The 14,861-nt window shown below is 58.7% G+C and carries 14 protein-coding genes; 3 read left to right on the forward strand and 11 right to left on the reverse strand.

Translation table 11 applies throughout. The features are described 5' to 3' along the window. Positions 1-2: 2 nt before the first annotated feature. Entirely contained in the window at positions 3-347 is a 345-nt protein-coding gene (locus GZH52_RS02665; RefSeq protein ID WP_239057990.1) for a hypothetical protein, read from the forward strand. Positions 348-387: 40 nt separating this feature from the next. Beyond that, positions 388-726, forward strand: a complete 339-nt coding sequence (locus GZH52_RS02670; RefSeq protein ID WP_163314971.1) for a YmgD family protein — start codon at positions 388-390, stop codon at positions 724-726. A gap of 563 nt (positions 727-1,289) precedes the next feature. Here the strand turns inward: GZH52_RS02670 and GZH52_RS02675 are convergent. Further along, entirely contained in the window at positions 1,290-3,683 is a 2,394-nt protein-coding gene (locus GZH52_RS02675; RefSeq protein ID WP_163314972.1) for a hypothetical protein, read from the reverse strand. A 203-nt stretch (positions 3,684-3,886) separates the two neighbouring features. After that, complete coding sequence (locus GZH52_RS02680) at positions 3,887-4,897, reverse strand: IS5 family transposase (protein WP_163314973.1); 1,011 nt, start codon at positions 4,895-4,897, stop codon at positions 3,887-3,889. 111 nt (positions 4,898-5,008) lie between these two features. Between GZH52_RS02680 and GZH52_RS16960 the strand changes: the two genes are divergently transcribed. After that, positions 5,009-5,137 carry a hypothetical protein gene (locus GZH52_RS16960; RefSeq protein ID WP_275405021.1) on the forward strand — a complete coding sequence of 43 codons (129 nt, stop codon included), beginning with the start codon at positions 5,009-5,011 and terminating at the stop codon, positions 5,135-5,137. Between the two features lie 148 nt (positions 5,138-5,285). On the opposite strand, the gene GZH52_RS02685 is transcribed toward GZH52_RS16960, so the two are convergent. The 9 genes from GZH52_RS02685 to GZH52_RS02725 all read right to left on the reverse strand — a co-directional run bounded on the left by GZH52_RS02685 (position 5,286) and on the right by GZH52_RS02725 (position 14,844). Beyond that, on the reverse strand, positions 5,286-5,726 hold the full coding sequence (locus GZH52_RS02685) for a hypothetical protein (protein WP_163314974.1): 441 nt from the start codon (positions 5,724-5,726) through the stop codon (positions 5,286-5,288). Continuing rightward, positions 5,723-7,363, reverse strand: a complete 1,641-nt coding sequence (locus GZH52_RS02690) for a DUF3987 domain-containing protein (protein ID WP_163314975.1) — start codon at positions 7,361-7,363, stop codon at positions 5,723-5,725. Before GZH52_RS02690 ends, GZH52_RS02685 begins: the two co-directional genes overlap by 4 nt. After that, on the reverse strand, positions 7,353-8,477 hold the full coding sequence (locus GZH52_RS02695) for a toprim domain-containing protein (RefSeq protein WP_203525595.1): 1,125 nt from the start codon (positions 8,475-8,477) through the stop codon (positions 7,353-7,355). The genes GZH52_RS02690 and GZH52_RS02695 overlap by 11 nt, the downstream gene beginning before the upstream one ends. A 142-nt stretch (positions 8,478-8,619) precedes the next feature. Next, positions 8,620-8,832 carry an AlpA family transcriptional regulator gene (locus GZH52_RS02700; RefSeq protein ID WP_163314977.1) on the reverse strand — a complete coding sequence of 71 codons (213 nt, stop codon included), beginning with the start codon at positions 8,830-8,832 and terminating at the stop codon, positions 8,620-8,622. Further along, a complete protein-coding gene (locus tag GZH52_RS02705) occupies positions 8,829-9,467 on the reverse strand; it encodes a hypothetical protein (RefSeq protein ID WP_163314978.1) in 639 nt (212 codons plus the stop codon). Before GZH52_RS02705 ends, GZH52_RS02700 begins: the two co-directional genes overlap by 4 nt. Before the next feature lie 189 nt (positions 9,468-9,656). Next, positions 9,657-10,898 (reverse strand): tyrosine-type recombinase/integrase, encoded by a 1,242-nt coding sequence (locus GZH52_RS02710; protein ID WP_163314979.1) that lies wholly within the window; start codon positions 10,896-10,898, stop codon positions 9,657-9,659. A gap of 169 nt (positions 10,899-11,067) precedes the next feature. Then, the gene (lysS, locus tag GZH52_RS02715; RefSeq protein WP_163314980.1) at positions 11,068-12,573 is read right to left on the reverse strand and encodes a lysine--tRNA ligase; all 1,506 of its coding nucleotides are present in this window, start codon (positions 12,571-12,573) and stop codon (positions 11,068-11,070) included. A 67-nt stretch (positions 12,574-12,640) separates the two neighbouring features. Further along, a protein-coding gene (prfB, locus tag GZH52_RS02720; protein ID WP_349290631.1) for a peptide chain release factor 2 occupies positions 12,641-13,745 on the reverse strand; the annotation gives its coding sequence in 2 pieces (ribosomal slippage) (positions 12,641-13,663 and positions 13,665-13,745; 1,104 coding nt in all). A 112-nt stretch (positions 13,746-13,857) separates the two neighbouring features. Further along, entirely contained in the window at positions 13,858-14,844 is a 987-nt protein-coding gene (locus tag GZH52_RS02725) for a malate dehydrogenase (protein ID WP_163314982.1), read from the reverse strand. Between the last annotated feature and the right edge of the window lie 17 nt (positions 14,845-14,861).

The raw sequence follows: 14,861 nt of genomic DNA on the forward strand, positions 1-14,861 counted from the left end.
AAATGCGTAAAGGTATTTCCCGCACCCTGCTGGTGGTGCTGACGTCCGTAACGCTGGCGATGCCCGCGGCGGCTCATGCCGGCAAGGTCAAGCGTGGCGCCGTGCTCGGCGCCGCTGTCGGCGTGCTTTCCGGCAACGGCCTGAAGGGCGCGATCGGCGGCGCGGTGGTCGGTGGCGGCCTGGGCGCGGTCGGCCAGAAGGGCTACAAGGGTTACAAGGCGCGCGAAGGCGCGAAGACCGGCGCGGTGCTCGGCGCGGGTCTCGGCCTGCTCTCCGGCAACGGCATCGAAGGTGCGCTCAAGGGTGCGGTGATCGGCGGTGCCGGCGGCGCGCTGCTGAACCAGTAAGCAATACGTAACGAACGATCAAGAACAAGGAAGTGTAACGATGAAAAAGACGACGATGATTGCGCTGGGCCTGCTCGCTTCGGTATTTGCGGGTACCGCCGCGGCGGCCGAACCGGCCAAGCTGCCGGGCCTGGCCTCAGAATACCTGATGACCTGCGCCGAAGCGAGTGCCGAGGCGAAGACCGACGCAGCTTACGTCGCCGACGTGGTGGCCAGCATGGGGAACGCCAGCGTCGAAGCGCGTGGCCTGAAGATCAAGCCGGCGAAGGACCTCGACGCGCGTGTCGTCAAGGTGATGGGCGACGTGTGCAAGAAGGACCCGGACGGCCTGCTGATCAACGCGGTCGACCGCGCGATGCGCAGCGTCGCCAGCAAGTAATTCATTCCCCACCCGGAACCCGCAGCCCGTGCCATAAGGTACGGGCTTTTTCGTGCGTGCGCTTCGGCGTCGGCTGTTTCGGATCAAAAAACCCCGCAGGCGCGAGCCTGCGGGGTTTCGTATGCGCGGACCGTATGCTTACTCTGGGCGCATGTGCGGAGGGCGTATTTGCTAATTAACCCATTGATATATATAGATTTCAATGTGTGCTATTCGTAAGTGTACCCAGTTTTGTACCCTGTTCTGTGCCGTGCTAACCGCTGTAACGAGGACGGTCCTGCGTCGTCCGTACTAGTGGGACTTGCGATCCAAGAGGCACTCCCTCGCGAGGGAGTCGGCCGCTGACATGCGGCCAACCACGTACGGGTAGCCGCCGGGGGTGGCAGCCACGGGATACGCGGAATCGATGCCGCGGTGCTGGCCGAACAGAAGCGCATTGCCGATACCTTCTATCAGCTGGTAGCTGATTCGTAATCAGTAGGTTGGAGGTTCGATTCCTCTCATCAGCACCAAGAATGATAATGGAATTCTGTCATCGGCGGCATGCTGCCTCTCTGCTCAAGCTACTTCAAAAATCCATATTCCAAAACCTTTGGCGCAATTTTCATGCTCAGTGCGCCATAGGCATCCCTGAAGTCTGTAAAGTCCGTTTCGCCATTGGCCTCAAGTGCCTTTCGAATTTGATACCACCCAGCATCAGGACGATTCAACTTGAACTCTTCCCGGATCTTTTTCTCGAACTTGATTGAGTGGTACTTTGCCCAGATTTTCCGGCCTTCATCAAGTACGGCTTTGGCTTGTTTGCTCAGCTTCTGCTTACCCATGTGCTTGCTCATGAAATCGGATTCAAAGCGGCCACTTGCACCAACCTCTTCCTCTGAAAATGGGATGAAATGATTGACCAACGACCATTTCTTGCCATTCCATTCCAGGCCATTTGCTCCGGCGCTGAGATTGCTTGTATTGAAAAGCATCCAGATCAGGCAGTCTGATTGGAATTCGTCAGAGGGTTCTTGGGTGGGTTGCAAGAACTGGTCACGATCATTAAGCCAGGTTGGCTTGATGATCCGTCGAACCGTGAAAATTATCGCGGCTTTCCAGAGGTTGTCTGCCGTGACAAAGAAGGATCCAGCGTTTCCGTAACCGGAAGACAGCAAGGCCGTTCCTTTCGAAGCATGCTGCACGTCGTTTCCGAAAGCGATCATGCTGCCGATGGCGCCATCAGCCCACTTGCTGCCTCTGACGTCCTTGGTGCTGGTTGTGGGTGTTATCGCATTCTTCAGGGGCAGTGCATCCTGCTTGTTCGATCTGGGCCGAATGAACCACTCACTCAATGGCTTCCGGTCATTTTCTTTATAGAAGATTTTCTCGCCTACGATCTCTCCTGATCGACTCAGGGCTTTCGTTTTAATCTCATGTGTCGCTTGCCTCTTGCTCAAATCCCAAACGAGGAAGCCAATGGGGAATTCCCCCTTCAAGCCGTCAAAAGCCTTGCTGTGGACTACAAGCCCATCAATGTACTTCGCCTGCCACTGTTCGCGAAACTCCTTGAAGTTGGGGGCATTGACGTATTTTAACTTGCTGAATATCGCAACTTTAGAGTTGGGGAGTTCCTTTTGAATTCGCACCAGAAATTGTACGAAAAGCTCTCTGGAGGCGTAGCCAAGACCACCCATGAGCGCCCCAATTTTGGTCGTCGCAACTCCCGACTTCTGTTCCGAATTCTTTCCTGACGACCCTGTAGTGTTGTCGACATTCATAGCCTCTGCATAGGGCGGATTAATTAGGACGAGAATTTTTTTTGCCCCCTTCTTTTTGGCCTTTGCGTCCGCAATTGCCTGCTGAAGTTCTTTGGGGACTTTATTGGTCAGAGAGTAGTCAAATTCGCCGCGGTCGGTGATGTCGTCGTTCAGGTAGTCATACTGAAATTTGCTTGCAGCCACGCAAGTGCGGCTAGCCGTCATAACATCAATATCAGCCTGGTCCAGGGTGCTCATGAAGATATTTCGGTGGTTTGAGTGCTTCACCTCCAAATTACCGACGCCACAGCACATATCCCAGACTAAATAATTTTTCTGCCAATTCCTTCCCAAAGCCTCGGCCAGAAAGTCATAGGCTTTATCTACGATGTGAAGGGGCGTGTAAAAGGCCCCTTTAAAGCTGCGCTCATCCAGGGGCAGTAGACTGTCTCTACGCTCCAGGAGATAGCTTCTGTATTCCTCATCTGGCGGCCGGTGATAAATCGCCCAGAAGTTGCGGTATCCCTTCTCGCTAGAAAGCTCATAGGTCTTTCCGTTTAGCAGGAAGAGAGGCTTATCATCTTCATGGAGAAGCCTCGCAGGCAAATTCTTGACTGCCGCTTTAACTCCATCGTGCATAATGTCGGCAAAGAAAAGAAGGGCGAAGTCTGTTTCACTGACACCCTCAATTTCGGATCCAACCAAATCTACCCATTTATCAAAAACCTGTCTGAGGTTGTCGGGCGTAATGGGGGTTCGAATGATTTTTCCGCCCTTGATCGCTGCCTTTACGGTTGAAATGAACTCCTTTTCGTTGCTGTCCATCTTGTAGACGACGAAATGAGTTTCAATGTGGGGGGCGACTTGGGCGGCGACCTTTTTGTCAACTTTAGAGGCCGATTTAGGCCATTTAATTGTCTTGTCGGTCATGATTGGCAGCGCTTTGGCGGTCTCCATAATGGCTGCCTTTTCCCTGTCAATCACCGCCAGAAGAGGGGGGATATGCTCTCCCTTCTTCCTTGCATCACGAACATAAAAGAGAAGTTGAGCGAACATCAGCACAGGAGGGGTTGATTCGTCTTTCGCCTCAAACCAAACTTCATCAGTTCTAATATCAATCAATCCCTTGGTGATGGATTTCAGTCCCAATGCCTTAATATAGGCATCTTTGACATCTTCCTCTGACTTTGCTTTCGCAAGCGCGGCAATCAAGTTCATGTTTTTTCCTCGATCTGGATTAGGGAGTGCATCGAATACTCCGCATATTAGGGGACTTCCAGAAACCGTCTTCCAGACGGCTGGGAGGTAAGCAAGCCATCCGCTGATTAAATTTTCAGCAATTTGGCGCTGCTATCGTACCAGATCCTGCTGCTTTTTCATCCGAAGCCCGTATTTCTTGGGCTCCGGACGCACTCTGGGCGTCAGAAGGCGGCCACCCCGTTGTTTTTCAGCCAACACAACCGCTTCAGGTTGTAGGTCAGCACTTTGAGATGCAACTGCAAATTCGCCCGTGCCAAGCCGACGCTGCGCAGGAACTTGCCACCCAGCGCACGCAGACCCGCAAACGGATGCTCACCACGTACACGGATCCTGGCGATACGTCGGTTTCGCCCAGCCTGAGTGTCGGAAAGTGCCTGTTTCGGCTTGGCGCGGCGCTGGATGTGTTGCCGCCAGCCGCACGCTTTGAGAACCTCCAGCGCGGTGTAGCCCCGGTCGGCGTACAGATCCCGGCTGGTATTGCTCTGGTCGAGCACTTTCAACAGATGGGTCTGATCGCCTTCGTTGGCCGGACTGATATGCACGGTGCGGATCAGCTTGTAGCGACAGGCGGTCGACACCGACAGTTTGTAGCCGAAGGTCTGCTTGCCGTGCTTCTCGGTCCAGCGGGCGTCGACATCCTTGTGTGCCCGCTTCTTGGCCGACCAGTCCTCCGGTGTTTCGCCCTGCTTGATCTGCGCGTTCTCGGTCCGTCCATTGCGCTGAGTCGGTACCGGCACCAAGGTGGCGTCGATGATCTGGCCACAACGGGCCAAGTAGCCCTCGGCTTGTAGTTGGCGGTTCACTTCGTCGAATAAGCTTGCGCCCAGGCCTGCCTGCACCAAGCGCTCGCGGAAGGCCCACACCGTATTGCGATCAGGCACCTTGCCGCTGTCGCGGATGCCGAGAAAGCGCTGGAAGCTGGCCCGGTCGAGCACCTGGAACTCGAGTTGGGGATCGGACAAGTTGAACAGCTGTTGGATGACTAGCAGGCGGGTCATCAACTCGGTCGGGTACGGCGGCCGACCGCCAAAGTAGCGGTGCGGCCTCGGCAATGCGCGGTCGACACTGGCCGCCAGCGCGGCAAAGTCGACATGGCGATCCAGCGACTCCAGCGGATCACCCAGCTTGGACAGCTTGCTTTCACGTTCTTCGGCAGCGAACAGGCTCTTCATCGGGGCATCTCGGTCAGTGCATGCTCAGATCATGCCAGAACGGGAGGTTTCTGGAAGTCCCCTTGTACGCACGGTGTGGGTGAGACTTCTTTCGGTCCGACTTGCGTAAAGATGGTACTCAACCTGGTGCGCCCCGTTCCGATGGGGCACAACGGCAAGATGAGCCTGCGCATGAAACGCAAGGCGACGGCTTGGTCAGACCAGGAGCGTGAGCGGGTTCTTGGTCTCAATCTTTCATGACTTACGAGTGAAGTGGTGCCTGATTGTGGGTGGAGGGCAGCAAAAATTTGTAGTCATTTGTAATCATTATTCCTTGTGAACTATTTGCGAATGCCGATTTTTTAATATTCTCATTGTGAAAAACCCCGCGGAGCGGGGTCGATTAAGTCTAGTTATGCTTCGCTGATTGGATTGCTGCTACGATTTCGGCCATCGCTATACGCTGAGCCTCAGCATCGGTCGAACTCTCAGCTGCGATAGCGAACCGTTCGGCGGCTCGTTCCTGAAGGTCGTCCAGATCAAGCCGACTACCGTATCGCTCGACCAACTCGCGTACCATCTCGGGGAGGTCGTCACCGATCACCGTACCGCCAGTATTGCCGCCGCTCGTTGCACCCAACCTGAAGCGAATGGTTGGCCGTATAGGGCTAGGTGGAATTGGGTCGTTCGCAGGGGCGAGCGCCTCGATTACCTCCAATTTGTGTGCCTTCAGAGCAGCCACCGTTAGATCAGGTACAACGGATGCCGGTCGGATCAGCAGTCTTCCATCTTCAACCTTGATCGTCGCTCCTGCCTCGATTACATCCTTGATAATCCTGGCAGCGCTCATATCCAGACCTCGTCGTCAGCGTCCAAATCTACATGCTTTGCGGTGTGATGGTTGGCGCATTGAATCTCAGCATCGGCTTGCGCATTACAGCTTGCTGTTGCTGTTTCTGCTGTATTTGCTGTGCGCTCGGCTTGCTTGTCCACCAATACAGCGGATACAGCAGGAACAGCAACAGCAGTAGGTAAAATGCCAGCCTCTGGCTCGACAGGGCCAACAAGGTGGAGGTGTCCGCCGTGCTCGACTAGCCAGCGACGATCAACCAGCTCCGCAATGGCAAGGCGGCGACGTTCGGCATCCTTGCGAAGCACGCTGTTTACACGCTGCCCAAGCTCATTTCGGGTGAACCGCGCCCACTTGGCCGGTTCGCGTTGTAGGAACTCAAGCAGCGCCTTGGCGTCGCGCTCGACAGCGGACAAAGCCGAACCTTGGTAGTAGCGTAGCCACTCATTGATGGAGTACCACACCAGCTCCCAAGCACGCCGCATATCGTCGGCTGTCACCACTCTGTCAGCCCGGCCAGTATGGAACATGCCCCACACTGCAAAGACGGTGGCTACACGGGCGGCATTCTCCCCGCAGCGGGCGGCGAACGCCGAGATGCCGGCTAACTCTCCACACGGGGAAAGTTCGGCCTCTACCTGGTTAAATTGCAAGCGCCAAATCTCGGTGGCCTCGACCGACCATGCCGCAATCGGTAGATCAAGGTCGCCGAACTCATTGGTCTGCCACGGCGAATTGTTCATGCGCTCAAGCGTGCGCCAGTAGCTGGCGACCTCGGGTAGATGACCGTGCGGCGCCATGTCCTCGACGCTCATGAAGCGCGATCCCTTCAGACTTGCCGGCACAGACAGCAGGAAGCGTGCAAGCAAGCCCTGCGACCTCAGTAGTTCATCGGACAGTGCCGACTTCACAACAGATGGTTGCGCACTCAGGAAAAAGCTGAGGCGCACGCCGTAGCGGAAGCCCGACCCGCTACTGATGCGGGAGCGTTCGATACCGGAACCGTCGTACAGTTTGGTCAGTACGCCCATGAGTGCGGTAGCGTTGTCGCCCTTCATCGAATGGCCGCCGAAGAACTGCGCGCCTTCATCGCTCGACCACGACAGCGCCGGCCTCGAACCATTACAGCAGTCTTGCGTGATCTTCTCGATGGTTGCCTCGGTGTAAATCGTCCGAGGGTCGGCGCCCAGGTCAGCCAAGATGCCTGCGTGCTCTTTGGCCGGCTTGCCTGCACATTCCGCCTCAAGTCGCTGGCGGTGCTGCTCATGGCCTTGCCGCGCTTTGCGCTCGGCGTCGATGATCGGCTTGCTGGCGAGCCGGTAACACTCGCTCTTGCGGTCCCCGGAGTCCGCCAAGGAAAGCAGGAACAGACTGCAAGGCATGCCGCTCTCTGGGTCGTGCGGGCGCCTTGCGTTGGCAATGCGCTGCGCTACATGCCCGACCGCGTGCAGCACAGCGAAGCCAGCCAGCGCCGCGGGTGCCTTCACCTGCTTGGCAATGGCAGTAGCAGCCCCTGCCATGCCCTCAGGCAAGCAGTCCGACAGCCAAGGGGTCGGCGCGAAGTTGTGCTCGAACGGTTCGGGCGCTTCAAGCTGGTGTGTGGGCAGTGCATTCAGGTCGATGGCTTCACGCAACATGGCTGGCCTCCTTCCCGTTCAGCACGTCAAGCCAATCGCCCACCATCGGCGGCAGTGCGATCTTCACCGCTGCGCCGTCAGCGGTCAGGCGGTCGGCCAGTGCCTTGGCGGCGATCTCGCCGGCTTGGTTGGCATCGTGGTCGGCGGCGATCACCACTTCGAGCACATTCTCGGGCATTTGAAGAGACTTCATGCCGCTGGTGGACAGCGCACACCAAACCGGCCACGCTGGCCATAACTCGCGGCAGGCAAGGCCGGTTTCGATACCCTCAGCGACAATCAGCCGGCCATCGGCCGGTTCCCCCAGGCGGACGGCAGCGCCAGCCATTGCGCCGCCATGGCGGGAAAGCATCTTCTTGCAAGGCAATTGTTCGCCGTCGTGCTCGATGATGGCCTTGCCGCTGTTGCCGTCCAGCCAAATGCGCTGGATGCCAGTGGCGATGCCGTGTACGTCCTGAGCTATGCCGACCAGTGCGGCGCTGGTGTGGACCTCCTGGCCGTCGTGCCAGTACGGCAGGGCAGGGTGCGCGCGCAGCGTCGAATAGCTGGTCGGCGTCAGGCCACGGCCTTGCAGGTAGCGCGAGCCTGCACAATCGCCCGTCAGCGGACTTGCAGTTCGCCAGATGCGGCGCACGGCTTCTGAACGGTCAACGGGTGTCTGTGCGGCTTTAGGCGGCTGTGCCCGCCTTGCAGGTGCTTCTGCGCCCGCTTGTAGACCAAGCACGTCAGCGACAAAGCGCAGCGCCTCGGACGTGTGCCAGCCGTGGACGTGTGCCAGCAGCGCGAAGCCGTCGCCGGCCATCTGATCGCCGCCACGTCCGCAGACGAACGTGCCGCGCCCGTCCAGGTCGTCGAAGCGGAAACGATCCCTGCCACCACAGCCAGGGCACTTGCCGTGCTTGCGGGTCAGGTAGTCGGCGGCTATGCCGGATTGCATCAGGATCATTGGCCAATTGCCTGCGGCGTAGCCTGCCACCAAGCTAAAATCGAGGCGCGGTCGATTAGTGCACGCGCCGTCCCTGCCTCCTCTCGGAGTGGCGCGTTTTGTCTTGTCCAGGCCAAGAGCCGCGTGGTGTTTGATGCTCGCCAGTGCGATGTCGTGATAGTCCATCATTAAATTCCCCTACCTGCAGAGGTCACCTCCACGGCGGCGACTCCTTTGTGCGCGAAAACTACGGCTTTAAAGGCCAGTTCAAACACGGCGCGCAGACGCGGCCATACCTGCAACGTCGGTTGCATCGTCATGACTGGTGTTTTCATGCGGCATTACGGGCGTCGATACAGGATTGAATCCAGGCGTCTAACTCAGCCTCGACCCATCCGACTGCTCCACCCCCTAGGCGGATAGAGCGCGGGAAGGTTGGGTCGTAACGCGGTGATTTTCGATTCATGCGGTCGTAGATAGCCGAGCGGCTCAGACCGGTTTTTTCTTCAACATGGGGACGACGAATGATGGTGTGAGTTGTCATGCTGCGGCACTCCAAACGGCAATAGGCGATACGCTGGCCGGCACAAAGGCGCGGTCAGTGGTGGCGGTAGTCGATTGCGTTGCCCTTGGGTTGTCAGGGCGTTGGAGTTGCCACGCTGCAGCAATGCAGCTCAGGCTGGAGCGGAAATGAGAGGTGCGCCGTCGAGGCTCGGGGTCGGGGTCGGCCGAAAGCCCAGACGAAGTCTGACGAGCGGCTGTCTTGGTTGATCTAGACCTGGCGACCCGACGAGAGCAAGTTTTGCTTATTTTCTTTGGAGGATGAGCATAATCTTTCTGTAGTGATGAAAAGGCAGAAATGCGCCTAGCCATTTTGCATGAGGCGATATGGCGGTAATGGGCTGCTGAACCTACGCAGGGCCAATTGTATTTCTCTTCAGCGAGAATTTTTATAATTTCTTGCTCTGCTGCTAGAGACGTCTCCATCGAATTTTCATGATCAAATATGGTCTTATCAATGGCGAGTTCAATGCGATTTGTGATTACCGCAACCATTGATTCATTCTTTTTCTTTAAAAAAGACGAAACCATTGAATTGGGTTTTCTTGATCCAATAAATTTTGGATTGGTGGTAGTTGAGTTTTTCATCTTTAGTTGATGTTTGGTATGTCTTCTCATCAAGATGTAGCGGGCTTGTATCTTACACCATTTTTTTGTCGCGCTCGTTTTGTTGGATGCGACTTGTTTTGATCAAAAAGCGCCATTTTTTATGGTTTCTTGGTTGTAGATACAGTCGCACCAGGCTTGTAGCATTGCTACGCGTCGCAGCCTCGGCCAAGAAGCTGCGACGGCATCGAAAATTAAGCTCTACGTTTTGGCCAATTGCTCAACAGTCATGATTCTACCTTCGAGCCAATCAGCCCACGCTTGCAAAATTTCTGAACGCTCGGTCGAGTAGCGCGCCCGGTTGTAGGCGGCACGGACCTGGTTGCGCTCGATGTGAGAGAGGTGGCGTTCAATGGCGTCCGGGTTGTAGCCTTGCTCGTTCGCCCATGTCGATAGGGTGGCGCGAAATCCATGAGTGTCGATCTTGAGGCGCTTCTCGCCATCAAAACCCATCCGTCGTAGGGCCACTCGTGGCGTGTCAGGGCACATCGGGCGGTTGATCGAATCGCGGTTTGGAAACACGAAGGGGCTGCTTCCAGACAACTGGCGCAATTCCTCCAAAATCGGGATCGCCTGTTCGGGGAGGGGAATTGCATGAGACTCTGCCGTAGGCTTCAAACGATGCTTCACCTTGCGAATCTCAGGGGGGATCGTCCAGGTCCTTGCTTCAAGGTCGAAGTGTGCCCACTCGGTTTGCACCGTCTCGCCGATGCGAGTGCCCAGCATGACAAGTAGCTTGAACAACAGCTGGGTTTGCCTCGTCAGGGTCGGATTCGCTTCGACCTCTGCAATGAAGGCTGGTGCTTCTGAATAGGGAAGGGCTGCTCGTGGCTTGCTGATGGGGCTCTTCAGCGCTCGGTCCAAGTCGGCCGCAGGGTTGTAGCGGCAGCGGCCGGTTGCGATGGCCAGCTTGAAAATGGCGCTGATGCGTTCGCGTAGGCGTTTTGCCGTATCGAGCTTGCCTGCCTTCTCCGGGACGCGGAGCAGTGCCAAGACCTCCATCGGAGCGATGTCGCTGATGGGGCGCTTGCCTAGGACGGGGAGCACATAACGCTGAAGTGAGGTTCTTACGCCCGCGAGGTGACGTGGAGCCCACTCGGCGCCCATGATCTCAAGCCATTCCTCGGTGAGCGCTTCAAATAAGTTGGCGGCAGCAACGCGCGCTGCGCGCTCCTGCTGCTGTTTCTCGGCTTGTGGGTCGATGCCCTGTGCCAGCTGTCGTCGCAACTCGTCTCGCTTGCTTCGCGCTTCCTTCAGCGATAGCTCAGGGAAGGTGCCGATGGTGAAAACCTGACTCTTCCCCGACGACTGGTACTTGAACTGCCATGACTTGGTACCGGATGGCCGGACCAAGAGCCGCAAACCTTTTTCGTCGTACAGGATGTTCATTCTCCCGTCTGGCTTGAGGGTGGCGTTTTTGCAGTCCAGCGCAGTCAGTGCCATGAGTGAGCTCCAAGGGGTATCGGCATTTCTGTACCCCAGACCGTACCCCAAAAAATGCTGCGCTTCAATGGGGATTCCTAGGAAAGACTTGGAAACAAAAACCCCCGAAAGCCTTTGCTGGCGGGGGTCTTGAGGGTGATCCTAGAAATGTCTAGGAACGGCTAGGAAATTACTCCGGCCTCATGTGCGGGAACAAGATCACGTCGCGGATCGACGGGGCGTCGGTCAGCAGCATCACCAGACGGTCGATGCCGATGCCGCAGCCGCCGGTCGGGGGCAGGCCGTACTCCATCGCGCGGATGTAGTCGGCGTCGTAGTGCATCGCCTCGTCGTCACCGGCGTCCTTCTGCTCGACCTGGCTCATGAAGCGCGCGGCCTGGTCTTCCGGGTCGTTCAACTCGGAGTAGCCGTTGGCCAGTTCACGGCCGACCACGAACAGTTCGAAGCGTTCGGTGATCGCCGGGTTGGCGTCCGAGCCGCGGGCCAGCGGCGAGACTTCGACCGGGTAGTCGATGATGAAGGTCGGGTTCCACAGCAGGCCTTCGGCGCATTCCTCGAACAGCGCGAGCTGCAGGCTGCCCAGGCCCGGTGCCGGCGGCAGCTTGCCGCCGAGCTTCTTGATCTCGCTCTTCAGCCACGCCTCGTCGGCCAGTTGCTCGTCGGTGTACTGCGGGTTGTAGTGCTTGATCGCGCCGACGATGGTGAAGCGCGCGAACGGGCTCTCCAGGTCGACGTCCTTGCCGCCGTAGCTGATGCGGGTGGTGCCGCAGGCCGCCATCGCGCAGGCGCGGATGACCTTCTCGGTCATTTCCATCATGCGCTCGTAGCCGCAGTACGCCTCGTAGAACTCCATCATGGTGAACTCGGGGTTGTGGCGGGTGCTCATCCCCTCGTTGCGGAAGTTGCGGTTGATTTCGAACACGCGCTCGAGGCCGCCGACCACCAGGCGCTTGAGGTACAGCTCCGGCGCGATGCGCAGGTAGAGCGGCATGTCCAGCGCGTTGTGGTGGGTGACGAAGGGCTTGGCCGCGGCGCCGCCCGGGATCGGGTGCATCATCGGCGTTTCGACTTCGAGGTAGGCTTCGCCGACCATCACGTCACGCACGGCCTGCACGATCTTGGAGCGCTTGATGAAGGTGTCGCGCGAGTCGTCGTTCATGATCAGGTCGACGTAGCGCTGGCGGTACTTCTGCTCCTGGTCGGCCAGGCCATGGAACTTGTCCGGCAGCGGGCGGATGCTCTTGGACAGCAGGCGCAGCTCGGTCACGTTGATCGACAGCTCGCCCTTGTTGGTGCGGAAGAGTTCGCCACGGGCGCCGAGGATGTCGCCCAGGTCCCAGTGCTTGAACGCCTCGTGCACGGCTTCGCCGACGCCCTGGTCGTTGATGTAGAGCTGGATCCGGCCCGTGCTGTCCTGCAGCGTCGCGAAGCTGGCCTTGCCCATCACACGTTTGAGCATCATCCGGCCGGCAACGACGACTTCGATCTTCTCGGCTTCCAGCGCTTCCTTGTCCTTGCCTTCGCACTGGCGGGCGAGGTCGCCTGCCATGTGTTTGCGGCGGAAGTCGTTGGGGAAGGCGACGCCCTGCTTGCGGATTTCGGCAAGCTTGCTGCGGCGCTCGGCCATGATCTGGTTTTCGTCCTGGCTGGGCGATGCGATTTCGTGTTCAGACATTTTCACTCCACTTGGCTGCAAATAGCGCGGTGTCGGCACCGCATACGGGTCAGATTGACCAACATGACTACACCCCTTGCTTGAGGCTAGCTTCGATAAAACCGTCGAGGTCGCCGTCCATCACTGCCTTGATGTTGCCGACTTCGTAGCCGGTACGCAGGTCCTTGATGCGCGACTGGTCAAAGACGTAGGAACGGATCTGGTGGCCCCAGCCCACGTCGGTCTTGCTGTCTTCGAGTTCCTGCTTGGCGGCGTTGCGCTTCTTCAGCTCGAGCTCGTACAGCTTGGCGCGCAGCATCTGCCACGCCTCGTCGCGGTTGCGGTGCTGCGAACGGTCGTTCTGGCACTGCACGACGATGCCGGTCGGCATGTGCGTCAGGCGCACCGCCGAGTCGGTCTTGTTGATGTGCTGGCCGCCGGCACCGGACGCGCGGTAGGTGTCGGTACGCACGTCGGACGGGTTGATGTCGATCTCGAACGAGTCGTCGACTTCGGGGTAGACGAATACCGACGAGAACGAGGTGTGGCGGCGCGCGTTGGAGTCGAACGGCGACACGCGCACCAGACGGTGCACGCCGACTTCGGTACGCAGCAGGCCGTAGGCGTACTCGCCCTCGATCTTGATCGTCGCGCTGGTGATACCGGCGACGTCGCCCTCGGACTCCTCGAGCACCTCGACCTTGAAGCCGCGGCGTTCGGCCCAGCGCAGGTACATGCGCAGCAGCATGCCGGCCCAGTCCTGCGCCTCGGTGCCACCCGCGCCGGCCTGGATGTCGACGAAGCAGTTGTTCGGGTCCATCGGGTCGTTGAACATGCGGCGGAACTCGAGCTGGGCGAGCTTGGCCTCGGCGTCGCCAAGGTCGGCCTGCACGGCGAGCACGGTGTCGTCGTCGCCTTCTTCCTTGCCCATCTCGAACAGCTCGCGGCTGTCGGCGACGGTCGCGGTGATACCCTCGATCACCAGCACGACGTCCTCGAGCGCCTTGCGCTCACGCCCGAGTTCCTGGGCCTTCTTGGGCTCGTTCCAGATTTCGGGGTCTTCGGTCAGGCGGGAGACTTCTTCCAGACGGTCCTTCTTGCCGTCGTAGTCAAAGATACCCCCGAATGTCGGTCAGGCGGGCGGCCAGGTCGTCCATCTTGGCATCGATCTGGTTGAGGACTTCGGCTTCAATCATTGGGGTCTCCTGAACGTCAGAGAATTAGTAGATGCAAATATATCGTGCCGGCGGCAAAAAAGGCAAAAAAGCGCACCCGTAAGGTGCGCTTCATTCTAGGTGCTGCAGATCAGGCGAGCAGGTGGGCGACGGCGGCGCGCTCTTCCTCGAGCTCGTTCAGCGTCACGTTCATGCGCTCGCGGCTGAATTCGTCGATCTCCAGGCCCTGCACGATGGTGTACTTGCCATTTTCGCACGTAACCGGGAAGCCGTACATCACGCCCTCCGGGATGCCGTAGCTGCCGTCGGACGGGATGCCCATGGTCACCCATTCACCGTTGGTGCCCAGCGCCCAGTCGCGCATGTGGTCGATCGCCGCGTTGGCGGCGGAAGCGGCGGAGGACAGGCCGCGTGCCGCGATGATTGCGGCGCCGCGCTTGCCGACGGTCGGCAGGAACACGTCGCGGTTCCATGCTTCGTCGCCGATCATTTCCTTCACGCTCTCGCCGCCGATGGTGGCGAAGCGGTAGTCGGCGTACATGGTCGGCGAGTGGTTGCCCCATACCGTCAGCGTCTTGATCGCGGACACCGGCTTGCCGGTCTTGGCGGCGATCTGGCTGGCGGCGCGGTTGTGGTCCAGGCGCAGCATGGCGGTGAAGTTGCCGGCCGGCAGGTCCGGCGCGCTCTTCATCGCGATGTAGGCGTTGGTGTTGGCCGGGTTGCCGACCACCAGCACCTTGACGTCACGGCTGGCGACGGCGTTCAGCGCCTTGCCCTGCGCGGTGAAGATCTCGGCGTTGGCCGACAACAGGTCGGCACGCTCCATGCCCGGGCCGCGCGGACGCGCGCCGACCAGCAGCGCGTAGTCGGCGTCCTTGAATGCGACCATCGCGTCGTCGGTGCCGACCATGCCGGCCAGCAGCGGGAACGCGCAGTCTTCCAGCTCCATCATCACGCCTTGCAGCGCCTGCTGGGCCTTTTCGTTCGGAATCTCCAGCATCTGCAGGATGACCGGCTGGTCCTTGCCCAGCATCTCGCCGCTGGCGATGCGGAACAACAGGCTGTAACCGATCTGGCCGGCTGCACCGGTCACGGCAACACGTACGGGGGCTTTCATCAGCTTATTCTCCTTTG

This window comes from Crenobacter caeni, assembly GCF_010435965.1.
Lineage (GTDB): Bacteria > Pseudomonadota > Gammaproteobacteria > Burkholderiales > Chromobacteriaceae > Craterilacuibacter > Craterilacuibacter caeni.